Annotated in this window: 24 protein-coding genes, 1 tRNA gene and 1 riboswitch; of the genes, 14 read left to right on the forward strand and 11 right to left on the reverse strand. The window is 53.1% G+C overall.

The window, feature by feature from the left end; translation table 11 throughout:
- Nucleotides 1-152 precede the first annotated feature (152 nt).
- From ACML7B_RS03460 to ACML7B_RS03475, 4 genes are all read right to left on the reverse strand, one after another.
- Nucleotides 153-1400, reverse strand: coding sequence for a 6-phosphofructokinase (locus ACML7B_RS03460; protein ID WP_418539331.1), 1248 nt, complete (start codon nt 1398-1400; stop codon nt 153-155).
- Nucleotides 1401-1481: 81 nt separating this feature from the next.
- Nucleotides 1482-1658, reverse strand: a complete 177-nt coding sequence (locus tag ACML7B_RS03465) for a hypothetical protein (RefSeq protein ID WP_157949593.1) — start codon at nt 1656-1658, stop codon at nt 1482-1484.
- Between the two features lie 21 nt (nt 1659-1679).
- Nucleotides 1680-3176, reverse strand: a complete 1497-nt coding sequence (gene glpK, locus ACML7B_RS03470; RefSeq protein ID WP_418539332.1) for a glycerol kinase GlpK — start codon at nt 3174-3176, stop codon at nt 1680-1682.
- Nucleotides 3177-3240: 64 nt separating this feature from the next.
- Nucleotides 3241-3314, reverse strand: a tRNA-Arg gene (locus ACML7B_RS03475).
- A gap of 184 nt (nt 3315-3498) precedes the next feature.
- On the opposite strand from ACML7B_RS03475, the gene ACML7B_RS03480 reads away from it, so the two are divergent.
- Genes ACML7B_RS03480 through ACML7B_RS03490 form a run of 3 tightly spaced genes read left to right on the forward strand, consistent with a single transcriptional unit; the run spans nt 3499 to nt 5534 of the window.
- On the forward strand, nt 3499-4395 hold the full coding sequence (locus ACML7B_RS03480; protein ID WP_418539333.1) for a pyridoxamine kinase: 897 nt from the start codon (nt 3499-3501) through the stop codon (nt 4393-4395).
- Nucleotides 4385-4909: a TIGR04002 family protein gene (locus ACML7B_RS03485; RefSeq protein WP_418539334.1), complete on the forward strand. Its 525-nt coding sequence runs from the start codon at nt 4385-4387 to the stop codon at nt 4907-4909. The genes ACML7B_RS03480 and ACML7B_RS03485 overlap by 11 nt, the downstream gene beginning before the upstream one ends.
- Nucleotides 4910-4934: 25 nt before the next feature.
- Nucleotides 4935-5534, forward strand: a complete 600-nt coding sequence (locus tag ACML7B_RS03490; protein WP_346707010.1) for a TIGR04100 family radical SAM protein — start codon at nt 4935-4937, stop codon at nt 5532-5534.
- Here ACML7B_RS03490 and ACML7B_RS03495 read toward each other — a convergent pair.
- Complete coding sequence (locus ACML7B_RS03495) at nt 5531-6442, reverse strand: helix-turn-helix domain-containing protein (RefSeq protein ID WP_418539335.1); 912 nt, start codon at nt 6440-6442, stop codon at nt 5531-5533. The two genes, ACML7B_RS03490 and ACML7B_RS03495, sit on opposite strands and share 4 nt — an antisense overlap.
- 131 nt (nt 6443-6573) lie before the next feature.
- On the opposite strand from ACML7B_RS03495, the gene ACML7B_RS03500 reads away from it, so the two are divergent.
- Nucleotides 6574-7749 carry a galactokinase gene (locus ACML7B_RS03500; RefSeq protein ID WP_418539336.1) on the forward strand — a complete coding sequence of 392 codons (1176 nt, stop codon included), beginning with the start codon at nt 6574-6576 and terminating at the stop codon, nt 7747-7749.
- 12 nt (nt 7750-7761) lie between these two features.
- A complete protein-coding gene (galT, locus tag ACML7B_RS03505) occupies nt 7762-9252 on the forward strand; it encodes a UDP-glucose--hexose-1-phosphate uridylyltransferase (protein ID WP_418539337.1) in 1491 nt (496 codons plus the stop codon).
- A gap of 363 nt (nt 9253-9615) precedes the next feature.
- Here galT and ACML7B_RS03510 read toward each other — a convergent pair whose 3' ends face one another.
- A complete protein-coding gene (locus tag ACML7B_RS03510) occupies nt 9616-10242 on the reverse strand; it encodes an ECF transporter S component (protein WP_418539338.1) in 627 nt (208 codons plus the stop codon).
- Between the two features lie 148 nt (nt 10243-10390).
- Nucleotides 10391-10546: riboswitch (FMN riboswitch) on the reverse strand.
- A gap of 141 nt (nt 10547-10687) precedes the next feature.
- Between ACML7B_RS03510 and ACML7B_RS03515 the strand changes: the two genes are divergently transcribed.
- The gene (locus tag ACML7B_RS03515; protein ID WP_346707017.1) at nt 10688-11119 is read left to right on the forward strand and encodes a hypothetical protein; all 432 of its coding nucleotides are present in this window, start codon (nt 10688-10690) and stop codon (nt 11117-11119) included.
- A 24-nt stretch (nt 11120-11143) separates the two neighbouring features.
- Here ACML7B_RS03515 and ACML7B_RS03520 read toward each other — a convergent pair whose 3' ends face one another.
- Nucleotides 11144-12421, reverse strand: a complete 1278-nt coding sequence (locus tag ACML7B_RS03520; RefSeq protein ID WP_418539339.1) for a serine dehydratase subunit alpha family protein — start codon at nt 12419-12421, stop codon at nt 11144-11146.
- Nucleotides 12422-12475: 54 nt separating this feature from the next.
- Complete coding sequence (locus ACML7B_RS03525) at nt 12476-14632, reverse strand: Tex family protein (protein WP_418539340.1); 2157 nt, start codon at nt 14630-14632, stop codon at nt 12476-12478.
- Nucleotides 14633-14807: 175 nt separating this feature from the next.
- Between ACML7B_RS03525 and ACML7B_RS03530 the strand changes: the two genes are divergently transcribed.
- The 3 genes from ACML7B_RS03530 (at nt 14808) to ACML7B_RS03540 (ending at nt 17545) form a co-directional block, all read left to right on the forward strand.
- Nucleotides 14808-15416: a TetR/AcrR family transcriptional regulator gene (locus tag ACML7B_RS03530; protein ID WP_106789916.1), complete on the forward strand. Its 609-nt coding sequence runs from the start codon at nt 14808-14810 to the stop codon at nt 15414-15416.
- A gap of 200 nt (nt 15417-15616) precedes the next feature.
- Nucleotides 15617-16588, forward strand: coding sequence for a diacylglycerol/lipid kinase family protein (locus tag ACML7B_RS03535; RefSeq protein ID WP_418539341.1), 972 nt, complete (start codon nt 15617-15619; stop codon nt 16586-16588).
- Between the two features lie 288 nt (nt 16589-16876).
- Nucleotides 16877-17545 carry a phosphatase PAP2 family protein gene (locus ACML7B_RS03540; RefSeq protein WP_418539342.1) on the forward strand — a complete coding sequence of 223 codons (669 nt, stop codon included), beginning with the start codon at nt 16877-16879 and terminating at the stop codon, nt 17543-17545.
- 80 nt (nt 17546-17625) lie between these two features.
- On the opposite strand, the gene tig is transcribed toward ACML7B_RS03540, so the two are convergent.
- Nucleotides 17626-18675: a trigger factor gene (gene tig / locus ACML7B_RS03545; RefSeq protein WP_418539343.1), complete on the reverse strand. Its 1050-nt coding sequence runs from the start codon at nt 18673-18675 to the stop codon at nt 17626-17628.
- 130 nt (nt 18676-18805) lie between these two features.
- Entirely contained in the window at nt 18806-20269 is a 1464-nt protein-coding gene (gene cls, locus ACML7B_RS03550) for a cardiolipin synthase (protein ID WP_418539344.1), read from the reverse strand.
- Nucleotides 20270-20412: 143 nt separating this feature from the next.
- Here cls and ACML7B_RS03555 point away from each other — a divergent pair, with 143 nt between their 5' ends.
- A complete protein-coding gene (locus ACML7B_RS03555) occupies nt 20413-20853 on the forward strand; it encodes a hypothetical protein (RefSeq protein WP_106789911.1) in 441 nt (146 codons plus the stop codon).
- A gap of 37 nt (nt 20854-20890) precedes the next feature.
- On the opposite strand, the gene ACML7B_RS03560 is transcribed toward ACML7B_RS03555, so the two are convergent.
- On the reverse strand, nt 20891-21898 hold the full coding sequence (locus tag ACML7B_RS03560; RefSeq protein ID WP_418539345.1) for an AraC family transcriptional regulator: 1008 nt from the start codon (nt 21896-21898) through the stop codon (nt 20891-20893).
- Nucleotides 21899-22101: 203 nt separating this feature from the next.
- Here ACML7B_RS03560 and ACML7B_RS03565 point away from each other — a divergent pair, with 203 nt between their 5' ends.
- From ACML7B_RS03565 to ACML7B_RS03580, 4 genes are all read left to right on the forward strand, one after another.
- On the forward strand, nt 22102-22335 hold the full coding sequence (locus ACML7B_RS03565; protein ID WP_418539346.1) for an HPr family phosphocarrier protein: 234 nt from the start codon (nt 22102-22104) through the stop codon (nt 22333-22335).
- Between the two features lie 156 nt (nt 22336-22491).
- Entirely contained in the window at nt 22492-22704 is a 213-nt protein-coding gene (locus ACML7B_RS03570; protein WP_346707026.1) for a FeoA family protein, read from the forward strand.
- Between the two features lie 64 nt (nt 22705-22768).
- A complete protein-coding gene (gene feoB / locus ACML7B_RS03575) occupies nt 22769-24772 on the forward strand; it encodes a ferrous iron transport protein B (protein WP_418539347.1) in 2004 nt (667 codons plus the stop codon).
- 79 nt (nt 24773-24851) lie between these two features.
- Nucleotides 24852-25226, forward strand: coding sequence for a heavy-metal-associated domain-containing protein (locus ACML7B_RS03580; RefSeq protein WP_418539348.1), 375 nt, complete (start codon nt 24852-24854; stop codon nt 25224-25226).
- The last annotated feature ends 118 nt before the right edge of the window (nt 25227-25344 follow it).

Raw genomic sequence — 25344 nt, forward strand, 5'->3', positions numbered from 1 at the left:
GTCCTGTCTTTATTTTTTCTTGTGCTTGCCACTTTTATTTTGACATTTTTCAAAGTGGAAATAAACTTTTCACTTCAGCGAAAAAAATGCACTAAAAATGCCCGGCCCGCGTCTTTGATAAAACACAGAGCCGGACATTTCTCATTTCATTTTTATCTGTGGCTTAACTCCTTCGGCGTATACAGATGCCTGGGGATACCGTCTACCATAACCGGAGATACGTCGCCCTGGATCAGCGGTCTTACGTAAGAGATAAACTCGCTGGTCACATAAGTGCCGTCCTTGTTGACCCACTCTCTGGGCACAAGCTTCTCGTCGTTGGCAATCTTATGTACATCCTTTACCTCAGTTCCGCACTGATACGGATCGTCAGACAGTCTCTGGAGCACTACCATCTTGCCGGAGTCTCCTTCATCTGCTGCTTTTACCGCCGCGCCGCCAACCTGGTAAGCTTCCAGGATATCCACACGGGAAGCTGCGTGGGAAGCCGCGCGCTGCAGGGTACTCAGCTCGATGGCACGGGTCTTGCAGCCGATCTCTCCCGCAATATAGCTTGCAAGATAAGAAGCGGTTCCGGACAGCTGTTTGTGGCCGAATGCGTCTACGAAATCAATGCTGCTTCCAAGCTCGCACACATAGGTTCCTTCCGCCGTGCGGATCCCTTCTGACACCGCCACAACGATGGATGGCTTGGTCTCCAGAAGCTTCTTCACCTTCTCGCCGAACTTCTTCAGGTCAAAGGTCACTTCCGGCAGATAGATAAGATCCGGTCCTTCACAGTCCTCGCCTTCTGACAGCGCGGTCGCCCCTGTCAGCCATCCGGCGTTCCGTCCCATGATCTCCACGATGGTCACGATCCCCTTCTCATACTCCAGGCAGAATCCGTCCCGGATGATCTCCTTCATGGAGGTTCCGATATATTTTGCCGCGCTTCCGTAACCAGGTGTGTGGTCGGTCAGCGCAAGGTCGTTGTCGATGGTCTTCGGACAGCCGATGAATCTGGTTGGGTGTCCGGTGATGATGGCGTAGTCGGAAAGCTTCTTGATAGTGTCCATCGAATCATTTCCGCCGATATAGATAAACGCCTCGATATCCAGCTTATCCAGGATGCTGAAGATCTTGTCGTAGACTTCCCGGTTCTCGTGGATCTCCGGAAGCTTATATCTGCAGGACCCCAGGAACGCGGCCGGCGTACGCTTCAGAAGCTCTGCGTCCAGCTCAGTCTTGATATGGTCTGCCAGGTCGATGTATTTCTCCTCCAGCAGTCCCTGGATCCCGTGAAGCATTCCATATACCTTCTGGGCTCCCCTGTCTTTCGCCGTGCGGTACACGCCGGCAAGGCTTGAGTTGATAGCCGCTGTCGGGCCGCCTGACTGCCCGACGATCACATTTCTCTTCATAACGATGAATCCCCTTCCTTGTAATCAAAATTGCGTCGATATTGATATCTTAGTACATTTTCACAGAAATGTCCAGAATTTTCATGATCTCTTGGGCATATTCACAGTATCCGCCAGATCTTCCACTGTCTTCTGTCCGTAAATATATCCCCGCATACAGCGGTTTCCCTCTACGTCCATCACTTCTCCGTCCTCAGACTCCACCGTCAGATGACAGGCGTTCTCACAGACGCCGCAGGTCAGTTCTGTTTTCTCCAATTCTTCCGCCTCCTAAGATGATTATTCCTCTTTCGCCCAGTCAAAGGCGTACCGCACTGCCTTCTTCCAGCCTCTCAGCTTTTTGTCCCGCTCTTCCTCTGAGATCCGGGGCTCAAACACCCGGTCAATGGACCAGTTCTTCACCACATCCTCCTTGCTCTTCCAGTATCCTACTGCCAGGCCGGCCAGATAGGCCGCTCCCATGGCTGTGGTCTCAATACAGGAAGGACGCTCCACCGGGCTGTTGATAAGATCCGCCTGGGTCTGCATCAGGAAGTTGTTGGCGCTGGCTCCGCCGTCTACCTTCAGGGCGCTTAAACCGATGCCGGAATCTGCCTCCATGGCCCCCAGCACATCGTTCACCTGATAAGCCAGGGATTCCAGGGTCGCCCGGATGATATGGTACTTGTTCACACCCCGGGTAAGGCCCACAATAGTCCCTCTGGCATACTGATCCCAGTAAGGCGCCCCCAGTCCGGTAAAGGCAGGCACCACATAGCAGCCCCCGGTATCCTTCACCTTCTGCGCCATATATTCCGAGTCCTCCGAGGAGTCAATAAGCCGCAGCTCGTCACGCAGCCACTGGATCGCCGCCCCAGCCACGAAAATGGAGCCCTCCAGCGCATAATTTACCTTCCCGTCTATGCCCCAGGCGATGGTGGTCACCAGGCCGTGCTGAGAGAACACCGGTTTCTCACCGGTATTCATCAATAGGAAACAGCCGGTCCCGTAAGTATTCTTAGCCTCCCCCGGCGTAAAACAGGTCTGGCCAAACAGGGCGGACTGCTGATCTCCCGCAGCCCCGCCGATGGGAATGGGACCGCCAAAATATGCGGCGTCCGCCTCTCCATAGACACAGCTTGAAGGTTTCACTTCCGGGAGCATGGAAGCCGGGATCCCGATCAGATCCAGGATCTCCTGATCCCATTCCAGTGTATTGATATTAAAAAGCATAGTCCGGGACGCATTGGAATAGTCCGTCACATGGACTCTTCCTTTGGTCAGCTTCCAGATCAGCCAGGTCTCCACCGTGCCAAAGAGAAGTTCGCCTCTCTGCGCTCTCTCCTTCACCCCTTCTACATGCTCCAGGATCCAGCGGATCTTGGTGGCGGAAAAGTAGGCGTCAATGATCAGCCCTGTCTTCTGGCGGATCTTCTCTGTCCACCCTTCTTCCTTCAGCTGGTCACAGTACCGGGCTGTTCTCCGGCACTGCCATACGATCGCGTGGTACACCGGCTCTCCGGTGGCTTTGTCCCACACGATCACCGTCTCCCGCTGGTTGGTGATGCCAATGGCCGCAATATCCCCGGCCTCCGCTCCGATCTTGCTCATGGCCTCCACCGCTACGCCCAGCTGGGTGGACCAGATCTCGTCCGCATCGTGCTCCACCCATCCCGGCTGGGGGAAATACTGGGTGAATTCCTTCTGGGCCACGCTGCAGATCCTGCCCTTCTCATCAAACAGGATACAGCGGTTGCTGGTGGTCCCCGCATCCAGCGCCATCACATATTTTGCCATCTTGCTTCCTCCTCTCTCTATAACAAAAAGGCACCCTGCCACCGCAGAATGCCTTCCCATGAAACGTGGGCGAGAGGATTCGAACCCCCGACCTTTTGGTCCGTAGCCAAACGCTCTATCCAGCTGAGCTACGCCCACATTTACTGCAACTTATCTTCACAGCAGAATTAATTATATCCCACTTTACAGGCAGTGTCAATATTTTATTTTTGAATTCTTCCCCTCCTTCTCCAACTGGCCTGGTCAATTTTAAAATATCTGGTCTTTTCAATATAGCCACTTTGGTGCTATGATGGCTGTAAAACAAAAAGGAGTTACTGCTATGAGCAAGAAGATTGCCGTGATCAATGATCTGTCCGGTTTTGGCCGCTGTTCTCTCACCGCGGCCATATCGGTCATCTCCGCCATGGGAGTCCAGCCCTGTCCGCTGCCCACCGCGATCCTGACCGCCCAGACCGGATATCCGGATTACTATTGCGATGATTATACAGATAAGATGGAACTGTTCCGAAGCTACTGGGAGAAGATGGGCCAGCGCTTTGACGGGATCTACACCGGATTTGTGGCCGGCGAACGGCAGATCCTCCAGATCTTCCGTTTCCTCGATACCTTCCGCACCCAGGAAAATTTTCTCCTGGTGGATCCTGTGATGGGAGACAACGGAAAGACTTATGATCTCTTCACCCCGCCCCTCCTGCGGGAAATGCGCCGCCTGGCCTTAGATGCGGACATCATCACCCCCAACCTGACGGAACTTTGCCTTCTCACCGAACAGGATCACGGGAAGATCGCCAAGATCCAGGACCCGGCTTCCCTTATGGAGAAGGTCGCCCAGCTGGGCCGGGAACTCTGTGCCCAGGGACCCCGCCATGTGATCGTCACCGGCATCCAGTTCCGGGATGAAAAGGATACAGAACAGATGGGAAATCTCTATGTTACCCACTCAGAAAGCCGGCTCTTTTCCTTCCCCCACATCGGCGGAAGCTACTCCGGCACAGGAGATCTCTTTGCCTCCTGCATCGCCGCAGGCGCCGCCAGGGACATGGATCTGGGCCGCGCCATCCAGCTGGCGGGAACATTTCTGGAGGCGGGCCTTGCTGACACAGTCCGTGAGAAGATCCCCCGCAATGACGGGATAAATTATGAGAAATATCTGGCTCTTCTGATCCCGGAAGAGCACCAGCAAGCTGAAAAGGAGGCTGATCCCCATGAGATCTGATACAAAACCAACAGCCCTTCTAACCTTTACCGGGCTTTTCGCCGCCATGATCACCATCATGACCGCCTGGCTCTTCCACATTCCTTACGGAGCCAACGGAGGCTACATCCATTTCGGCGACGCCCTGATCTACCTGGCTGCCGTTCTGCTGCCCCGGCCCTACGCCATGGCCGCAGCCGCCCTGGGCGGAGGGCTTGCAGACCTTCTCACCGCCCCGGTATGGGCGCCGGCCACAATGATCATTAAAATGCTGATCGTTCTGCCCTTCACCAGCCAGGACGGCCGCATCTTAAGCCGGCGGAATCTGGCCGCGCCCTTCCTGGCCCTGGCCATCTCTGCCACAGGCTATTATCTGGCAGAAGGGATCCTGTTCGGCTCGTTCCTGGCCCCCATCGTATCCCTCACCGGAAGCTTCATCCAGTCCACAGGAAGCGCCGTGATCTTTCTGATCCTGGGAGCCTCCCTGGACAAAGTCCATCTGAAAACGAAGACGCAGCATTATCTATATCAATAACCATCGAAGAAAGAGGTGTATCAATATGGCAGATATCTTATATACTTACAAAGACCAGGTGTACGCAAATATCACCAACCGCTGCAACTGCCGGTGCCGGTTCTGCATCCGCAGTCATGAGGACGCCATCGGGGATGCCACCTCTCTGTGGCATAAACAGGACCCCACGCCCCAGGAGATCAAAGAAGCCATGGATGCCTTTGACTTCCATGGCTATAAAGAACTGGTCTACTGTGGGTACGGAGAACCCACCTGCGCTCTGGAGACTCTTATCGACACCGCCCGCTACGCCAAAGAACGCTATGGCCTGTCCATCCGGGTCAACACCAACGGCCTGGGCAGCCTGCAGCACGGACGGGACATTGTCCCGGAACTGGCTCAGGTGGTGGACAGCGTCTCCATCAGCCTGAACGCCCCGGATGAGACGGCCTACAATGAGGTGACCCGCCCCACACTCCCCGGCGCCTACCAGGCTATGCTGGATTTCGCAGTCCAGGCTGCCCGGCAGATCCCGGAGGTCCGTTTTACCATCGTAGACGTGCTTCCGGAAGAAGAGATCCAGGCCAGCAAAGATCTGGCGGCTTCTCTGCATATCCCTTTGCGCATCCGCAAATTTACAACCTAAAGTTTAACGTCTGATCCAGAAGGGAGGCTTTTGTCTCCCTTCTGATATTCTCTGGGGGTACACTTCATATACCGCCGGAAGATCTGTCCATAGTAGGCCGGACTGGAGAATCCCACCAGATTCGCCGTCCGGGTGATACTCTCCCCTGCGCGCAGCAGGGTAAGGCTCTTCTGGATCCGCAGGAACAGCACATAATCGAAGATGGTCATCTTCATATGCCGTTTAAAAAAGCGGCAGCATTCATTTCTGCAGATATTCACATGGTCCGCGATGTCATCCAGGCGGATCTCCTGATCATAGTGATCCTGAATATAAGAGATCATATCCTTCAGCCGCATCAATTCCCGCTCCGATCCCCGTTCCCGCTCCGGCAGGGAGGAAAAATGCCGGTACAGCCTCATCCAGATCTCCATCAGCAGGATATGCACCTGGATCTCATAATCCTCCGGCGCCTCCAGAGACAATTCATAGATCCGCTCCAGGTCCTCAAGGATCTCCCCCTGCCACTCTACCTTACGTTCCAGCTTAAGAGAAGGCCAGCGGCTGTCCTCTGTGATGAACCTCACATACTTGGAGTAAAGGATGCTGCCTTCATCCCCGTAGAGGAACCGGGGATGGAAGGTGACCGAAAGATAGGTGCAGTCCCTATCATCCTTCCGGTACCCGGAGTGAAGCGCGTTGCTGTTGCCAAACAGTCCTTCTCCTTCCCGCAGCTGGTACTGGCTGTCATTCACGTGATACTCCATCTCTCCCGACATCACCCAGGTAAGCTCCACTTCCGGATGCCAGTGCCACAGGAAGGTCCCCTGCTCGTAAGCCTGGATCTGTTCCACGTCCACGCTCACCGGGAAGGCGAAACTGCCGTGCGCTTTGGTTTCTTTTCTGTTTTTCTCGGTTCCGATCTGCATTTCCTCAATATCCTTATATTTATAGACAATATTCTTATTGTCTTTTCTAATTATCCTCACTATTATTATAATCATAGAATACAACCCGGGAAAACACAACCTCAAAATAACAGGAAACAGGAGATGGAAAAATGTTAAACAAATTGATCCAAGAATTTCAGAAACTTTACGGCGCAGAAGGGGAGCTCCGCACCTACTTTGCCCCCGGCAGAGTCAATCTGATCGGCGAGCATACCGACTACAACGGCGGGCATGTGTTCCCCTGTGCCCTCACCCTTGGCACTTATGCAGTGGTACGGGACCGGGAAGACCGGGGGCTTCGCTTCTATTCTATGAATTTTGGCTCTCTGGGTGTTCTGGAGACCAGCCTGGACGATCTGGTTCCCCACAAAGAAGCTTCCTGGACCAACTATCCCAAGGGCGTAATGTGGGCCTTTGAGAAACGTGGCTTCCACCTGACCCACGGTCTGGACATCGCCATCTTCGGGGACATTCCGGCTGGTTCCGGCCTGTCTTCTTCCGCTTCTCTGGAAGTCCTGACCGGGATCATCCTGAAGGACACCTTCGGATTTGACCAGGTTTCCATGCCGGAGATCGCTTTGATCGGCCAGGATTCCGAGAACAACTTCAACGGCTGCAACTGCGGTATCATGGATCAGTTCGCCAGCGCCATGGGCAGGAAAGACCACGCTATCTTCCTGGACACCAGCACACTGGAATATCAGTATGCTCCGGTCCTCCTGGAAGATGCCAAGATCGTCATCACCAACAGCAAGGTAAAACACAGCCTGGTCAACTCCGCCTACAACGACCGGCGAAGAGAATGTGAGACCGCTCTCTCCGACCTTCAGACCGTCACACAGATAAAGACTCTGGGGGATCTCTCCAACGAGGATTTTGAATCCTTCCAGTCCGCCATCAAGGATCCGGTCTGCCTGAAGCGGGCGCGGCATGCAGTCCATGAGAACCAGCGGACCATCCAGGCAGTGGAAGCGCTGAAAAACAACGACATCGCTCTCTTTGGAAAGCTGATGAACGCCTCCCATGAATCTCTGAAGACAGACTATGAAGTATCCTGCCCGGAGATCGATCTTCTGGTGGATCTGGCCCAGGCCATGCCCGGCGTCATCGGCTCCCGCATCACCGGCGGCGGCTTCGGCGGCTGCACCGTCAGCATCGTAAAAAATGACACGGTAGACAGATTCGTAAAAGAGATCGGCAGCGCCTATCAGAAGGAAACCGGCCACGAAGCAGAGTTCTACATTGTGGAGATCGGCGACGGCGCCAGAAAACTGCAGGAAGTATAGGAGGGGATAAATATGTTATATGAAAATATCAAGAAATTAGTTGAATACGGGATCCAGACCGGACTTACTCCGGAATCTGAGCGGATCTACACTACCAATCTGCTGCTGGATCTGTTCCATGAGGACAGCTACGAGGATCTTCCTGTGGAGACAGACAGCCTTGACCTGGAAGAGATCCTGAAAAACCTTCTGGATGAAGCGGTAAAGCGGGAACTGATCGAGGACAGCGTGGTTTACCGGGATCTTTTTGACACCCGGCTCATGAATTGCCTGCTGCCCCGTCCCAGCCAGGTCCACGCCACCTTCTGGGAGAAATACAGCGTCTCTCCCCAGGAAGCCACTGCCTACTACTATAAATTCAGCCAGGACAGCGACTATATCCGCCGCTACCGGGTGAAAAAGGATCTGAAATGGACGGTGGACAGCCCTTACGGAGAGATCGACATTACCATCAACCTCTCCAAACCGGAGAAAGACCCGAAAGCCATCGCCGCAGCCAAAAACGCCAAGGCAAGCTCCTATCCCAAGTGTCAGCTTTGCATGGAAAATGAAGGCTATGCCGGACGGGTAAACCATCCCGCCAGAGAAAACCACCGGATCATCCCCATCACCATCAATGACAGCCGCTGGGGATTCCAGTATTCCCCTTATGTATATTACAATGAGCACTGTATCGTATTTAACGGGGAGCACATCCCGATGAAGATCGACCGGGCCGCGTTTGTCAAGCTGTTTGATTTCATCAAGCTGTTCCCTCACTATTTCCTGGGCTCCAACGCGGATCTTCCCATCGTGGGCGGCTCTATCTTAAGCCATGACCACTTCCAGGGCGGAAACTATACCTTTGCCATGGCAAAAGCCCCCATCGAGCAGGAACTCACCATCCCCGGATATGAGGACGTACAGGCCGGCATTGTAAAATGGCCGCTCTCCGTTCTGCGGATCCGCTGCAAGGATGAGAAGCGCCTGATCGACCTGGCCGACCATATCCTGCAGGTATGGCGGGGCTACACAGACGAAGAAGCGTTTATCTTCGCCGAGACCGATGGGGAGCCTCACAACACCATCACCCCCATCGCACGGAAACGGGGCGACGACTATGAACTGGACCTGGCCCTCAGAAACAACATCACCACCGATGAACACCCGCTGGGTGTTTACCACCCTCACGCTCAGTATCATCATATCAAGAAGGAAAACATCGGCCTGATCGAGGTTATGGGACTGGCGGTCCTTCCCTCCCGGCTGAAAGAAGAACTGGAGATCCTGGCCCAGTATATCCTGGAAGGAAAAGACATCCGCAGCAACGAGAAGATCGAGAAGCATGCCGACTGGGTAGAATCCTTCCTGCCCGGCTACCCGGATGTCAACAGCGAAAATATCATGGATATCCTGAAGAAAGAAGTAGGGATCGTGTTCACCCACGTGCTGGAAGACGCAGGCGTGTACAAATGCACGCCGGAAGGACGGGAAGCATTCCTGCGGTTTGTGAAGGAATTATAAATTTAGGTTTGTCGTGTACTTTGTCGAGAGACGGGGACCGGCGATTGCTCCGAGGCTGACGCTTAACCTCCGCAATCATCCGGCCCCCGCCTTATCGCCAACTGCACCGACAAAGGCCTGAATTGTCAAGATGATTCTGCGGAAGAATATGGAACAGGGAAGCGCATACAGCCTGCCGATAGAAACCATATGGAAGCGTTAGAATCCGTTACAGAAAAACACCTGCGAATTGCTCTGGTCATGAAATCGCAGGTGTTTTGATGTTAAGGATTCTTCGCGAACTTTTCTGGCTTCTATCGGCAGGCTGTATGCACCTCCCTGAACATTTTTTATTTCACAGAATCAACGCGACAAACCTGCATTTTAATGCATCCGGAAGATGGGACTGATCTTCTTATAGATAATGAACACGATCAGGGACACCAGTACGCCCTTCAGCAGATTGAACGGCGCCACCGCGAACAGAACGAAGGTGGTCAGATTGGTAATCCCTGCATTTACAGCAGTTCCCATCTCCACCAATCCCTCGATGGGCATTCCAAAGGCCACCGCATATGTGGGAAGCAGAAGGAATGCGTTGAGGAAGCAGCCCACCACCGTCATGAAGATGGTTCCCATTGCCATACCGATGATCGCTCCCTTTCTGGTGTGCATCCGCTTATAGATAATGGCAGCCGGCAGCACCAGAGCGCAGCCGATCAGGAAATTCGCCAGCTCTCCCACGCCTGCGGTAGCAGTTCCGTTGATCACCAGATTCAGAAGGATCTTCACCAGCTCTATGGCCACTCCCGCCAGCGGGCCCATGGTAAAGCAGCCTACCAGGACCGGGACCTCGCTGAAGTCGATCTCGTAGAAGGATGGAGCGAAAGGAAGGGGAATTTCAAACAGCATCAATACCACCGCGATGGCTCCCAGCATGGCTACCTGTGCCATCTTCCTTACATTTACCCTTGCTTTTGCCTTTGTGTTTGTCATTGCTTCTGAACTCATGTCTTTTTCTCTCCTTTTCTAAATAAACTCAACAAAGAAAGAAAATCTTCTTAGAATCATGCAACGTCTGCTGCCCTGACAGGAACTGCTCCTGCAAAAGAAAAACCCCGAAGCAATAAGCATCGGGGATCCATGGCATCATGATCACACATTTCTTCTCTCATCCAGACTATACTGTCGGTTCTGGAATCTCACCAGATCAGCCGGCGCGCTGCGCCAGGTCGCGGACTCTACCGCCGGTTGGGAATTCAAAAGGATCCGGAATACTCCGTTTTTCTTTTGTCACCCGACCCCGAAGAATTTCTTTTTTAGTTCTTCCTCATTATACGCTCCCTTTTTTGATTATTCAAGACTTTTCTTGAGATATTCTGGCTGGAAAATATTGTGTTCTCTCCTCCCTTGTCCTATAATAGTGGTAAATTTAACGATCTGCGGAGGGGTGGATATGACAATGAACGAAAGATGCCTTGCGGCACTTGGAGAGGAGCACATGTTTCTGGATTCCGGGCACCGGACCCGTTTCAAAGAACTTCTGGACTGCTTTTCCAGCCAGCCCTTTTTCACCCCGGGCTTATGCAAATGCATGTATCTGTCTGCCTGGGATGAGGGACATTTCTGTATCATGCTGGAAACCTTGAACCAGATGGCTCTTGGCGGCGAGACCGGACTGGAAGGAATGCGGTTCACCGGGGACCTGCTGGCAAATGCCCAGGAGGACGCTCAGTACTATGTTTATATGCTGGCAAATGCCTTCCTTGACGATGCGCCTTTTTCCCTGGATCCCGCTGCCCAGATCCCGGATGAGATCCGGTACATCATCGATCAGGCACTGAAAGCCGCCGCTATTATCGACCAATGTTTTGAGACTGCCGGGTAATCCCCGACAGTCTCTTCGTATCCCCTATTCTTCGATCATCATCTTGATGATCTCTTCGTTGGTCTCTTTCATTCCTTCTTTCCCCAGGCGTCCGATATTGGTGATCGTCCCTTCGATCCCTTTGGTCACGATCCCGTCTCCTGCATAGAACTGCTGCCCGTTCAGGTACATGTGATACCCCAGGATCCCTGCGTCTACCGCAGAGGCGATCTTGGCGGCGCAGGAGGCCTTTGCCCCGTCACAGACCATACCGGAGACAATAGCCAGGGCGTTGACCACCGTGTGGATCACTTCCTCATAACCACCGCCGCACAGATAGGCGATCCCTGCTCCTGCCGCAGCTCCCGCGCTGACTGCTCCGCAGTAGGCGGAAAGCCTTCCGATCCCGGTCTTCTGATGGATGGCCACCAGGTTGGACAGGGCCAGCGCGCGATACAACTGATCCTCCCCTGATTTCAGCTCTTTGGCGTATTCCAGCACCGGGAGGGAACAGGTCATGCCCTGGTTGCCGCTTCCCGCATTGATGATCACCGGAAGTTCACATCCGTTCATCCGGGCGTCGGATCCTGCCGCAGCCATGGCCTTGGCCCGGTTCTTCACATCATCCCCGTAAGCTGACAAAAGCACGCTTCCGATATTCGCTCCATAATCGCCACGCAGCCCTTCCTTTGCAATGGCCGTATTGTACTCGATCTGCCGGGATATGACCGCGCGGATATCATCAATTTCTACCGTATTGACAAAATCCCAGATGTCTTCTACATCCAGGAGGCTCCGGTCCGTAAGTCCCTCTTCCTTTTCCCCTTCTACGGGAAGATCCAGAAGCTTCTCCCCGTCCTTCTCCACCAGCACGATATTGGTGTGATAGTTGGCGATCCGCACCCGGGCATAGGAATCCCCTTTCTTCACCGTCACCAGGATATCAAAGGTGATCCCCTGATCGATATGTTCCACTGTGATCCGGGTGTTCTTCAGATACTCCGCGATGGCCCCTGTCTCTTCCTCCGACACATCTGCGATCACCTCCAGCTCCCGGGAGGCGTCTCCTGCAACGATCCCTGCGGCCGCCGCTGCCGGGATCCCCTTCAGGTGTCCGGTATTGGGAACGATCACGCTCTTCACATTCTTGATGATGCTCCCGCTTGCGCCGATCTCCACCTTATCCGGAAGACATCCAAGAGTCTCTCTCGCCTTCGCCGCCGCGTAGGCAAGGGCGATAGGCTCCGTGCAGCCCATAGCCGGGACAAGTTCCTCCTCCAGGATCTTCACATAAGCCTGGTATTTCTCATCCGTTCGTTTCATACATGTTCCCCCTTTGTTTTGTAGAAATACCTCTCTATGTCAGGCACTTTCGTGCTATGAGATTCCCTTCATGCTCAGCTGGATCCGCTTTTTCTTCAGGTCCACGCCGATCACCCGTACATCCACCACGTCCCCTACGCTGACCACTTCCAGAGGATGGCGGATGAATTTCTTGTCCGTCACTTCCGAGATGTGGACCAGTCCGTCCTGATGGACGCCGATGTCCACAAACACCCCAAAATCAATCACATTTCGCACAGTCCCCTTTAAGACCATGCCTTCCTTCAGGTCCTTCATCTCCAGCACATCGGTCCGTAAGATGGGCGCGGGCATCTCTTCTCTGGGATCCCGGCCCGGCTTCTCCAGCTCCTTGACCACATCCCGCAGAGTGATCTCTCCGATCCCCAGTTCCTCTGCCAGAGCCGGGTAATCCCGGATGGTCAGGGACAGTCCGGCAAGGTTCCCCGCGGTTACGTCTTCTGCCGTGAACCCCTGCTTCTTCAGGAGATTTTTGGCCGCTTCATAACTCTCCGGATGTACGCTGGTGCCGTCCAGGGGATCATCCCCTCCTTTAATACGCAGGAACCCGGCGCACTGCTCAAAAGCTTTGGGCCCCAGCTTCGCCACTTTCAGAAGCTGCCGGCGGCTCTGGAACCTTCCGTTTTCTTCCCGGTAGGCCACGATATTCTTCGCGATCACCGGGGTGATCCCGGACACATAGGACAGAAGCGGCGCAGAAGCAGTGTTGAGATCCACGCCCACTTTATTTACACAGTCCTCCACTACACCGGAGAGGGCTTCGCTTAATTTCTTCTGATTCATATCGTGCTGGTACTGCCCCACCCCGATGGATTTGGGATCGATCTTCACCAGCTCTGCCAGCGGGTCCTGGAGCCGCCGGGCGATGGAGGCCGCGCTGCGCTGCCCCACATCAAACTTGGGGAACTCTTCTGAAGCCAGCTTGCTGGCGGAATACACAGAAGCTCCCGCCTCGCTTACGATCACATACTGCACCTTCTGCGGGATCTCTTTCAGGAGTTCCACGATAAACTGCTCTGACTCCCGGGAGGCGGTTCCATTTCCCAGGGAGATCAGCGTGATATGATATTTCTCAATGATCTTCTTCAGAAGGTCTTTAGAGGCCTGGATCTTCTTGGGGGTTGTGGGCGCCGTGGGATAGATCACCGTGGTGCCGATCACCTTGCCGGTGGGATCCACCACCGCCAGCTTGCAGCCTGTCCGGAAGGCCGGGTCCCATCCAAGCACCGTCTGCCCCGCGATGGGCGGCTGCATCAGAAGCTGGTGCAGGTTTTTGCCGAATACCTGGATCGCCCCGTCCTCTGCCTTCTCCGTCAGCTCGCTGCGGATCTCCCGCTCGATGGCCGGCGCGATCAGCCGCTTATAACTGTCCGCCACAGCCTCTTTTAGAACCGGCTCCGTATGGGGGTTCCCCGGGCGGATCACCTGATGCTCCAGATAGGAGAGGATCTCTTCCTCCGGCGCCTGTATCTTCACCGTCAGGATTTTCTCCTTCTCACCCCGGTTGACCGCCAGGATCCGGTGCCCTGCCAGGCGGCTCACCGGCTCCTCAAAGTCATAGTACATCTCATAGACTGACTCCTGGTCCGGATCCTTTGCCTGGGAGACAAGGCTCCCCTTCTTCATCGTCACATTCCGGATGAAGCTGCGGTAGTTTGCTTTATCGGAAATGAATTCCGCGATAATATCCCTGGCTCCCGCAATAGCCTCTTCCACCGTGGCCACTCCCTTTTCTTCACTGACATACTGCTTCGCCGCCTCTTCCACCGGCTCTGCCATCTTCTGCCAGGTAATGGCCGCCGCCAGAGGCTCCAGCCCCTTTTCCTTGGCAATGGTGGCCCGGGTCCGCCGCTTGGGACGGTACGGCCGGTACAGGTCCTCTACCACCACCAGCGTCTCCGCTGCCAGGATCTGCTGCTTTAATTCCGGCGTCAGCTTCCCCTGCTCCTCGATGCTGGAGAGAACCTGCTCTTTTTTCTCCTCCAGCCCCCGCAGGTAATTTAAACGTTCATACAGTTTCCTGAGCTGTTCATCGTCCAGGGTCCCGGTGGCTTCCTTGCGGTACCTGGCGATAAAGGGGATGGTATTCCCTTCGTCGATCAGCCTGACCGCCGCATCCACCTGCCACTTCTTCACGCCCAGTTCTTCTGTGATCTTCTGATTAATGTCCATAAATTCTGCCCTCGATCCGGCCAAACGGCCGCTTCCTTTTATTCCATTTGATTATACCTGAATTTGTCCCGGCGCGCAACGAAGATCCTCAAAACGGAGTTCACTCTGTTTTCTTGAAAAACCAGGGCTTCTGTGTTATACTGAGGGCACTTCAATACAGCAAGGGAGTATCACTATGAATCGCAGAAAAGAAACCGGGGAATTATCCCGTCAGCAGCAGAAATCTCTGGAGACAAAGAACAAGATCTTCCAGGCAGCCAAACGGATCCTGCAGAAGAAAGGCTACGAAGCCCTTTCCATCAAGAACATCTGTGAGGAGGCGAAGGTCTCCAATGGAAGCTTCTACCATCATTTCAAGACAAAGGACGATCTTCTGTCCTACTATATCGAAGAACAGCCCAGCATCGACCCGGACCTTCTGGAACTTCCGGCAAATGCCAAGGAAGCTGAAGCGGCTATCGTCTATGTATACCTGAATTACGTGCACTACTGCCGGGAACTGGGCGTGGAATTCATGGCCAATTACTACACACCCAAGAATCAGTCCCTGAACCCGCTGATCCGTACCGAGCGGCCCTATCCCATCGTAACGGTCCACAACTATCTCCAGAAGTGCATCGACGCCGGGATCCTGTCCCCCCGTTTTCCTCTGGAAGATATTACCAGCGATATCCGTCTGATCGTGATCGGAAATGTATTCGAATGGTGCCTGAAGAACGGGGATGCGGATTTTGAAGGAAATATGAAACGGACACTGGAAGCCTATCTGGACGGCGTTCTGTAGAACACCTGCAGAACATTTCCCGAATCAAAAAATCCTTTAAGTCTGCACTTAAAGGATTTTCCGGAAGGAAACCGGCAGCTGCGCTGCCAAAACAATAATATCTTTTATGGTCTTATTATATACCCCTTCTCTCCATATGACCAATTGTTAATTTTAATCTATATATAGATGATATCTATAAGTAATCCAGGGAGGATGTCATGTATTCTTTTATCATCAATCCAAACGCCCGCTCCGGCAAAGGTCTTCGTGCCTGGAAGCTGATCGAACACCGGCTGGAAGAAAAGTCTGTGCCATACCAGGTCTTTTTCACCAAATATCAGGGGCATGCCACCCAGATCGCCCGGACACTCACACAGGAGAAGGATTGCCGCTCCCTCATTGTTCTGGGCGGAGACGGCACCCTCAACGAAGCCGTCAACGGCATCGCCGATCTTGCCCGGGTCACGCTGGGTTATATCCCCATCGGCTCCAGCAACGACTTCGCCCGGAGCTTAAGGCTTGAACAGGACCCGCTGAAGGCCCTGGAGAAGATCCTGACCCCTTCCGGATATATCCCGGTAAACATCGGATCTCTTAGTTGGGGACGTGGTATTTTTGAAAATACCACGTCCCAGATTGAAAATACCCTGTCCCTTTTTGAACATTCCCGCCGGTTTGTGGTAAGCGCCGGTCTTGGTTTTGACGCAGGCGTCTGCCATCAGGTGGCCGTCTCCCGGCTGAAAGTCTTCCTGAACCGGATCGGACTGGGCAAGCTCTCCTACGTCGCCGTGGCTGTGGGACTGCTTCTCTCTCTTACTCCCCGGCGCATGACACTTACTCTGGATGATCAGACCCCGCTGGAGTTCGATCGGGCTTACTTTGCCGCGGTCATGAACCATCCTTATGAGGGCGGCGGCTTCCGGTTCTGTCCAAAGGCAGATCCCGGCGATGATATCCTGGACGTTATCGTGGTTGCAGGCCTTCCCAAATGGAAGACCTTGCTCCTGCTTCCCACCGCTTTCAGGGGATTTCACGTGCATTTCAAAGGCGTCTCTACCTACCGCTGCAGAACTGTGGAGATCCATAGCGAAAAAGGGCTTCCTGTCCATACCGACGGGGAGCCGGTGGTGGCGCAGACCTGCCTGCAGGCCGGACTGGAGGATCAGAAGCTGCGGGTGATACGGACGTAATCGCCCAACAAACAGTTCAGCGCGCCATTCGCAAAATCGCCCTTACAGGGCTCTCCGCTGCTCCGCAGCTACTTTTGCTCATAACCTGGCGCTCACTATATACATATGCCGATCGCAAAACTCATGCAAGCATGGTTTCTGCTCTCGTCATATGTATATCTGAACTGTTTGTGAAAAATTATGAAGATTAAGTGAAGATTGTTGTTGATTCATTTTTTTCATGATATAATCCGTAATGAATTTAGAGATCGAGTCGTTTTAAAAACCTCAGCAAAAGGAAGTATCACTATGACAGCTAAGAAAAAGCTTACTGATCTGGCCAGAAAATACAGTCATATCTGGGTGCTCTTGTATGGATTTATCTACATGCCCTGGTTCTGCTGGCTGGAAAACCGCAGAGGAGTACGGCATTTCTTTATCCACTCTCCTCTGGATGACCAGATCCCTTTTATTGAATATTTTGTGATCCCGTACCTGCTCTGGTTTATCTTTATCGTAGCCACAGCGGCGTACTTTTTCTTTACTGACAAGAAAGGATTCTATCAGCTGGCTGCGTTCTTGTGCGCGGGCATGACCATTTTCCTGGTGGTCTGTACCCTGTTCCCCAACGCCCAGAACCTGCGGCCTGACACCTTTGTACGGGACAATGTCTGTACCGACCTTGTGCGATATATCTACCAGGCGGACACCCCCACCAACGTGCTTCCCAGTATCCACGTGTTTAACTCCCTGGGCGCGGTCATCGCCATCGCCAGGAGCGAAGCCCTGAAGAAGCACAAAGCCGTTCAGTGGGGCTCCTACATCCTGGCTGCTCTGATCATCCTGTCCACTGTATTTCTGAAGCAGCACTCAGTGACCGATGTGATCGCAGCCTTCGCCATGGCCAGTATCCTGTATCCCCTGGTCTATGTGACTCAGGAGAAGAAAGCACCCAAGCTGTCACACCAGCCGGTTTGATCTATAATATCTGAGAAGAAAAAGAAATCCGGGTTTCCAACTGCAAACCCGGATTTCTCTTTTTTATTTCTCTTTATCTTTTACTCTGCCACCTGGAGACAATTCTCTTTCACAAATGCCATCACCAGATTCTTCAGCGCCGCCTGCTTCAGCGTATCTTCGTCAAAAGCTTCCTTCATGGCGTCGGCATCCTCGTATCCATACTCCTCTGCCATGGTCTTCACCTGCTCTTCATACGCCTCGTCGGTCAGCTCGATCTTCTCTGCCTTGGCAATCGCCTCCACAGCCAGCTCATCCTTGACATTCTCTTTGGCAACTGCATCTACTTCCGTCTCAAAGTCTTCCATCGAATATCCCATCTGCTGTTCAACGAAATCTTCATATTCCATCCCATAATACTCAGCCGCGTCTTTATACTGCTGGATCAGAGAATCTGCCATCTCATCCACTTTCTCCTGAGGATACTCATTTACTTCCGTATTCTCCAGAACCGCCTGCCATGCATTCTGCTGCAGAGTGAAATCATAGTTGGTCTGAGCCTGCTCCTCCAGATCCTTTTTTACTTCTTCCTTATATTCCGCTACCGTAGTGGAATCTTCCGACAGCGTCTTCACCAGCTCATCGGTAAGCTCCGGCACCTCTTCCACAGAAATGGAATTCACGGTGATGGTAAATACTACATCCGCTCCCGCCAGGTTTTCCTGGGGATAATCTTCCGGGAACGTCCCTTCCCAGTCAAAGGTCTCGCCGATCTTATGGCCGATGATGCTGTCCTCGAATCCCTCGATAAAGGTACCGGATCCGATAGTCAGCGGATACCCTTCCGCAGATCCTCCCTCAAATGCTTCTCCGTTTATCTTGCCCAGGAAATCAATATTCACCGTATCGCCGGACTCTACCGGGCGGTCAGTGACCTCTTTGGTCTCTGCCTGGGCCTCCAGCGTAGCCTGAATGGAAGACTCCACATCCTCGTCCGTGATCTCTCCCGGCTTCGCCACCTCTGCCACTTCTACTTCTTTATAATTGCTGATCTTTATGGCATCTGTCTCCAGCCCCTTGCTGGCGGCACATCCTCCAAGGACCAGGGAAGCCGCAAGAAGTCCTGCCAGAATTACTGTTCTTTTCCTCATCTGTTGCACCTCGTTTAATTCTATTTTTCTGCATGAGCCGTATCAGCCCGGAAGACTGTGGCACACACTCTTAAGTTATATCATATTTTCGCAGGATTTGAAACCCATTTCACGGATATTTCACGCTTTCCTACAATACAGGCGAGAACAGCCGGCAAAACTGTTCTTTTCCCCGCACCAGGAGACTTCGCTGTTCATACAGCTTCCTGGTGATCAGCGTACACTTTGTCATATCATTTTCAAATGCCTCCTCCAGCCTCCTGGTGGTGGCTGCGCTGTAGATCACCGCATTCACCTCGAAATTCAGGCTGAAACTGCGGATATCCATGTTGGCGGTCCCCATACAGCTAACCAGCCCGTCTGCACAAAGACATTTGCTGTGGAGAAATCCATTGTCATAGGTATAACACCGGGCGCCTGCCTCCACCAGTTCTCCCATATAGGAGTAGGTGGCCCAGTACACAAAGGGATGATCCGGCTTGCAGGGGATCATAAGCCGCACGTCAATACCTGATTTGGCCGCGATGATAAGGGCGTCCCGGATATCATCGTCCGGGATGAAATACGGAGTCTGAATGTAAATGTTCCGCCGGGCCATATGGATCAGCCGCAGATAGTTGTCGCGGATCTCCTTGCTGCTGGAGTCCGGGCCGCTGGAGATGATCTGCACCGGATCCTTCCCTCCCCGCACATACTCCGGCAGGGCAAACAGCCGGTCTTCCAGGAACAGGTTCTCCCCGGCCGCATAGTTCCAGTCCAGAACAAAACGCACCGCCAGAGATGTGACCGCGGATCCCTCGATACAGATATGGGTGTCCCTCCAGTAACCGAACCGGCCGCTCTTTCCTAAGTACTCCCGGCCAATGTTGAATCCGCCGATGAATCCGATCCTTCCATCGATCACCACGATCTTCCGATGATTGCGGTAGTTGACCCGCAGCTGCAGATTCCCAAGCAGCGCCGGGAAGAACTCCGCTACCTTTATCCCCGCGCTTCTAAGCCGCTCCCAGTCCGAGCGGCGCATCCTGCGGCAGCCCATGCTGTCGAAAAGGACCCGCACTTCAACCCCCTGCCTTACCTTGCGCACAAGGACCTTCTCCATCTCCTGCCACAGTTCATCGTTGCGGATGATATAGTACTGCAGATGGATATAGTTCCGGGCCTCTTCCATCTCCCGCAGAAGCGCCTGAAACTTCTCCTCCCCGTCTGTGTAGATCCGGATGTCATTGTTGTCTGTCAGGACCGCCTCTCCCTCGTTCAGGTTGTAGAGGATCAGGCTCTTGAACCGCTCCTGCTCCGGATCCCGCAGCTTCAGCTTCCTGCGGTAGATAGACTCCTCCTGCCGCCGGACCGCGTATTTCAACTCTCCTTCGATCTCCTTCATCTTGAACATCCGGTCCTTGTGGAAATTCTGGCCCAGGATCAGGTACAGCACGAACCCCAGCACCGGAATAAAATACAGGAGCAGCAGCCATGCCCACACCGTGGTGGGATTCCGCCTCTGAAAGAAAACGATCAGAAGGGAAAACAGGATATTGACCGCAAGAAGGTGCTCCAGCATCCACAGATACGCCTGTCCTATCATCTCCAGCATGATACCGCCCTCCCTTTCCTTTTTATCTCTCTATTATATCTGGATTCCCCCAAAAAGTAACCCCAAAACCTCAAATCTCTTGCACTTGTCCACAAACAATGATACAATGTACTTCGTGAAAAAGAGTTATCAGGAGGTCTATCGTGAATACATTAACCATTGTTCTTCTTGTCATTTTAATTGTTTTGATCATCGCCTGCGTGGTGCTGTATTTCCTGGGCAAGCGGGCTGAGAAAAAGCAGGCCGAGCAGCAGAAGCAGCTGGACGCCGTAGCCCAGACTGTCTCCATGCTGATCATCGATAAAGGCAAACTCCGCTTAAAAGACGCAGGACTGCCGCCCATCGTTCTTGAGAAGACGCCCAAGTATCTGCGGCGCTCCAAAGTTCCGGTGGTAAAGGCCAAGGTAGGTCCCAAGGTGATGACCCTGATGTGCGACTCCCAGATCTTCCCTCTGATCCCTGTGAAGAAGGAGGTCAAGGCCACTGTCAGCGGAATCTACATCACCGGTGTCAAAGGCGTAAGAGGTCATCTGGAGACCCCGGAGAAGAAAAAGGGCTTTTTCGCCCGTCTTCGGAACCGTTAAGATCCAAAGAAAATGATACCCCTGAGAGGCAGTCCTCTCAGGGGTTTTTCTTTTGCTCTTCAAACATAGGCCAGTCGGACATGGTATATCTGCGCCGGTACTCCTTGGGCGTCATCCCGTAGGTATCCTTGAACAGCCGGTGAAAATGGCTGGAATTCTCATATCCCACCTCCACCATGATATTCTCCACCGGCTCCTTTGTCTCCGTCAGCATGTGGGCTGCCTGCAGAAGCCGCCGTTTCTGGAGATACTGGGTAAATGTATAGGGGGAATACCGCTTCATCAGACGGCTGATATAGTAATCCGGCTGCCCCCGGTCCCGGCAGAATCCGGCCAGGCTGGCCGTCCGGTACTGAGTCTCTATATAGTTCATCGCATCCAGCACCACTTCCTGCTCATAGGAAGAAGGCGCTCCCACCGTGATCTTATAAGTCCGCCCGGACAGTTCCAGAAGCAGCACTCCCATGGTAGCCTGCAGGATCTGCCGGCTGTTCCTTCGCCGGTTCAGAAGCATCCGCGTCATATTTTCCAGAAGGTTCTTGGCCTCTGGCATCTCCCCGATATGGAACTGCAGGAAATCCCCCTCCCTGGGCACATCCTCCGCGGCCCGCTGGATGAACCTCCTGAGCACCGTATCCTCCCGCAGCATGCTTAAGGGATACTGAAGAAAAGCCGGCCGGATCATAAACCGCACCGCAATATCGTGGTAGCCGGCCGCGCTGACGGAATGAGACGTCCCCTGCTGAAGGAACAAAAGCTCCCCCTCCTGCAGGGTGATCTGCGTCTCCTCGTTGATCACGTGGGTGGTGGAACCGCTGCACATATAGACCAGCTCCATGTAATTATGGGTATGCCTGGGCAGCGGTACAAATCTTGGCTGCTTCAAAAGATCGATCAGCGTCATGGGACGCATGGTGATCCCGGCGTCAACCACCGTACTCCCCTCTTCCTTCGTATAGTAGGAGAGCACCGGCCTGTTCTCTCTTAAGATCCGCTCCTCCTGCTCATTCATCTCTTCCAGGTACTCGATCAGCTTCTTATCCATCCTGCCGCGCCCTTTCTTAAGTCCATCCTAAAGCTTCGTACCTTTACTATACCATACTCCTGCAAAATCCGTTCCTTTTTTTGCCAGAAATGATCATTTTACAAAAAATGTTCCTTTTTTTACAACCTCCGTTCTAATATTTTTCGACGTTGATCAAATATAATATATCCAGTTACAAACGCAAAAGAAAGGAGAGTTTATAAATGATCAAGGTACCCGTTCATTTCCGACACAGTGACGACATCGTAGAGTTTGTGAAGATTGTAAGCCAGTACCCTTTCCATATGGACCTGGTAAGCGGCAACCATGCCGTTGACGCCAAATCCCTGATGGGCACCCTCGCCCTGGGCAGCGCTGCCGGGCTCTCTTTGATGATCCACTCCAATCCTTCTCCCTCCACAGAACAGCTCCTGTCTCAGGTGGCATGCTTTATTTAACGATTTTTAAAAGCTGCTGAAAATATCAGCAGCTTTTTTAATCTTATGATTTGATTTTCCATAAAAAAAGGATTGACAAAGCCATATGGTTAGTTTAAACTATCTATGTAAATCAGTTGAGAATGATTATTAATAGCATTTAAGGAGCCGATTTTTATGACATTAGCAGAAGCAAAAGAAGGAGAAGAATATCTTATAAAAGAGATCGCCACAGACGACGAGGAACTGGAGGCGTTCCTGTTCTCCCTGGGCTGTTACAGCGGCGAACCCATCACCGTGGTCTCCCGTCTCCCGGGCGGCTGCGTGGTTTCCATCAAGGACGGCCGGTATAATATCGATACTGATCTGGCGAAAGCTATATCAATATAAAAGACTGTGTTTTTTTACACAGAAGTTAGTTTAGGCTAATCTAAATCAAGGAGGAGATGTAAACATGAGAGTTGCTTTTGCGGGGAATCCCAACAGCGGAAAGACAACAATGTACAACGCCCTGACAGGAAGAAATGAGAAAGTTGGAAACTGGGCCGGCGTTACAGTGGAACGAAAAGAAAGCCTGATCAAAAAGGCCTATTACGGGGGAAGCGAAGAACTGGTGGCAGTGGACCTGCCGGGCGCTTATTCCATGTCCCCTTTCACCTCAGAGGAAAGTATCACCAGCAGTTATGTGAAAAATGAGCGGCCGGACGCCATCGTTAATATCGTGGACGCCACCAACTTAAGCCGCAGCCTGTTCTTCACCACCCAGCTTCTGGAGCTTGGCGTTCCGGTGGTGGTTGCGCTGAACAAAAGCGACCTTACAGAAAAGAAACAGACAAAAATCGACGAAAAACGACTTGCCGAGAAACTGGGCTGCCCTGTGATCAAGACTATCTCTACTTCTTCCGGGCATACCGGGCTAAAGGAAGTGGTAGAAGCAGCGGCCTCGTTAAAGGGCGCAGGCCAGAAAGCCCCTTATGTGCAGGCAGATATCGACCTGACGGACAAAGAAGCCGTGGAAGCGGCAGACCGGAAGCGGTTTGATTTTGTAAATGGAATTGTCAAGGAAGTAGAACAGAGAAAAGTATTTACAAAAGATAAAAATGCCCAGGATAAGATCGACAGCGTGATCACCCACAAAATCATCGGGATCCCGCTTTTTGCAGCCATTATCTTCCTGGTATTCTACATATCTCAGACCACGGTGGGAACCTGGATCGCTGACTGGCTGGTAGCCTGGATCGAAACCTTCCAGGGCTGGGTCGGCGGCCTGATGGAAAATGCCAATCCTATGCTGTACGCGCTTCTTGTGGATGGTATCATCGGAGGCGTAGGCGCGGTAGTCGGATTCCTTCCGCTGGTAATGGTTATGTATTTCCTGATCGCCCTTCTGGAAGATTGCGGATACATGGCCAGAGCTACGGTTGTACTGGATCCTATCTTTAAGAGAGTGGGACTGTCCGGGAAATCCATCATTCCCATGGTCATCGGTACAGGCTGCGCCATCCCCGGCATTATGGCCTCCCGGACGATCCGGAACGAAAGAGAGCGGCGGACCACAGCCATGCTGACGCCTTTCATGCCCTGCGGCGCCAAGATCCCGGTGATCGCATTATTTGCCGGAGCTTTCTTCGCAGACGCCTGGTGGGTATCGGCAACCATGTATCTGGTAGGTATCCTGCTGATCCTTCTGGGAGCGTTGCTGGTTAAGCGGATCACCGGCCAGAAATACCGGAAATCCTTCTTTATCATTGAGCTTCCGGAATATAAAATCCCCAGCCTGAAACGGGCATGCATCTCCATGCTGGAACGGGGCAAAGCATACATTATCAAGGCCGGAACCATCATCCTTGTGTGCAACACGGTAGTACAGATCATGCAGACCTTCAACTGGCAGTTCCAGGTGGTTGCAGAAGGCGCGGAAGACACTTCCATCCTGGCTAGCATCGCCCACCCCATTGCCATTCTGTTCATCCCGCTTGGATTTGGCGTATGGCAGCTGGCAGCCGCGGCGGTAACCGGATTTATCGCTAAAGAAAATGTAGTCGGCACACTGGCGGTTGTTTACGGCGTGACGAACCTGATTGACACAGATGAACTGGCGCTGGTGGGAAGCGGAAATGAAGTGGCAACCATCATGGGCCTGACAAAGGTAGCGGCTCTTGCCTACCTGATGTTCAACCTCTATACACCGCCCTGCTTCGCGGCGCTGGGAGCCATGAACTCCGAGATGAAGAGCGGAAAGTGGCTGTTTGGCGGGATCTGCCTGCAGCTGGGCACCGGCTATACAGTAGCCTTCCTGGTATACCAGATCGGCACACTGGCAACCACAGGATCCCTTGGAACCGGCTTTGTTCCCGGTCTCATCGCGGTGATCGTATTTGCCCTTATCATCCTGTGGCGGGTCCGCAAGTCGGATAAAGAATTTGCGGCGGAATACCGTTTACACGCGGCAGCATAAGTAGTAAGATAAGAATCAGCAGTGGACAGGGTCTTAGCGCTTTGTCCACTGTTCCCTGTCAAGAAAGGACGTTGTTTGTATGGCAGATTTGATCGTGGTCGTGATCCTGGCAGTTCTCCTGGGAAGCGCCATCTCCTATATTGTAAAAGCGAAAAAACGAGGGGTTAAATGCATCGGATGTCCCGCCGGAGGCAGTTGCCCAAGCGCTGCGAAACCGCCGAAGAAAAAACTGGAGGGTCCGGTGATCGGGAAGAAAATCCTGTCCATCGAAGGCATGCACTGCGCCCACTGCGCAGGGAACGTGACAAAGATGCTCAATCAGATCGACGGCGTCAGCGCCCGGGTAGATCTGTCAAAGAACCAGGCGGTGGTTTCCTGCGACCGGATCGTATCAGATGAGGTGCTGAAAGAAGCGGTGGAAAAGATCGGGTATCACGTGACCGGGATATCCTGAAATTCAGGTTTGTCGTGTTCTTTGTCGAGAGGCGGGGACCGGCGATTGCTCCGAGGCTAACGCTTAACCTCCGCAATCATCCGGCCCCCGCCTTATCGCCAACTGTCCCGACAAAGGC

This window comes from Massilistercora timonensis, assembly GCF_048354975.1.
Lineage (GTDB): Bacteria > Bacillota > Clostridia > Lachnospirales > Lachnospiraceae > Massilistercora > Massilistercora timonensis.

Excerpts from the sequence above, each read along its gene's own strand:
- ACML7B_RS03460 (WP_418539331.1), bottom strand. The coding sequence starts at position 1,400 with ATGAAGAGAAATGTGATCGTCGGGCAGTCAGGCGGCCCGACAGCGGCT.
- glpK (WP_418539332.1), bottom strand. The coding sequence starts at position 3,176 with ATGGCAAAATATGTGATGGCGCTGGATGCGGGGACCACCAGCAACCGC.
- ACML7B_RS03480 (WP_418539333.1), top strand. The coding sequence starts at position 3,499 with ATGAGCAAGAAGATTGCCGTGATCAATGATCTGTCCGGTTTTGGCCGC.
- ACML7B_RS03485 (WP_418539334.1), top strand. The coding sequence starts at position 4,385 with ATGAGATCTGATACAAAACCAACAGCCCTTCTAACCTTTACCGGGCTT.
- ACML7B_RS03490 (WP_346707010.1), top strand. The coding sequence starts at position 4,935 with ATGGCAGATATCTTATATACTTACAAAGACCAGGTGTACGCAAATATC.
- ACML7B_RS03495 (WP_418539335.1), bottom strand. The coding sequence starts at position 6,442 with ATGCAGATCGGAACCGAGAAAAACAGAAAAGAAACCAAAGCGCACGGC.
- ACML7B_RS03500 (WP_418539336.1), top strand. The coding sequence starts at position 6,574 with ATGTTAAACAAATTGATCCAAGAATTTCAGAAACTTTACGGCGCAGAA.
- galT (WP_418539337.1), top strand. The coding sequence starts at position 7,762 with ATGTTATATGAAAATATCAAGAAATTAGTTGAATACGGGATCCAGACC.
- ACML7B_RS03510 (WP_418539338.1), bottom strand. The coding sequence starts at position 10,242 with ATGAGTTCAGAAGCAATGACAAACACAAAGGCAAAAGCAAGGGTAAAT.
- ACML7B_RS03515 (WP_346707017.1), top strand. The coding sequence starts at position 10,688 with ATGACAATGAACGAAAGATGCCTTGCGGCACTTGGAGAGGAGCACATG.
- ACML7B_RS03520 (WP_418539339.1), bottom strand. The coding sequence starts at position 12,421 with ATGAAACGAACGGATGAGAAATACCAGGCTTATGTGAAGATCCTGGAG.
- ACML7B_RS03525 (WP_418539340.1), bottom strand. The coding sequence starts at position 14,632 with ATGGACATTAATCAGAAGATCACAGAAGAACTGGGCGTGAAGAAGTGG.
- ACML7B_RS03530 (WP_106789916.1), top strand. The coding sequence starts at position 14,808 with ATGAATCGCAGAAAAGAAACCGGGGAATTATCCCGTCAGCAGCAGAAA.
- ACML7B_RS03535 (WP_418539341.1), top strand. The coding sequence starts at position 15,617 with ATGTATTCTTTTATCATCAATCCAAACGCCCGCTCCGGCAAAGGTCTT.
- ACML7B_RS03540 (WP_418539342.1), top strand. The coding sequence starts at position 16,877 with ATGACAGCTAAGAAAAAGCTTACTGATCTGGCCAGAAAATACAGTCAT.
- tig (WP_418539343.1), bottom strand. The coding sequence starts at position 18,675 with ATGAGGAAAAGAACAGTAATTCTGGCAGGACTTCTTGCGGCTTCCCTG.
- cls (WP_418539344.1), bottom strand. The coding sequence starts at position 20,269 with ATGCTGGAGATGATAGGACAGGCGTATCTGTGGATGCTGGAGCACCTT.
- ACML7B_RS03560 (WP_418539345.1), bottom strand. The coding sequence starts at position 21,898 with ATGGATAAGAAGCTGATCGAGTACCTGGAAGAGATGAATGAGCAGGAG.
- ACML7B_RS03565 (WP_418539346.1), top strand. The coding sequence starts at position 22,102 with ATGATCAAGGTACCCGTTCATTTCCGACACAGTGACGACATCGTAGAG.
- ACML7B_RS03570 (WP_346707026.1), top strand. The coding sequence starts at position 22,492 with ATGACATTAGCAGAAGCAAAAGAAGGAGAAGAATATCTTATAAAAGAG.
- feoB (WP_418539347.1), top strand. The coding sequence starts at position 22,769 with ATGAGAGTTGCTTTTGCGGGGAATCCCAACAGCGGAAAGACAACAATG.
- ACML7B_RS03580 (WP_418539348.1), top strand. The coding sequence starts at position 24,852 with ATGGCAGATTTGATCGTGGTCGTGATCCTGGCAGTTCTCCTGGGAAGC.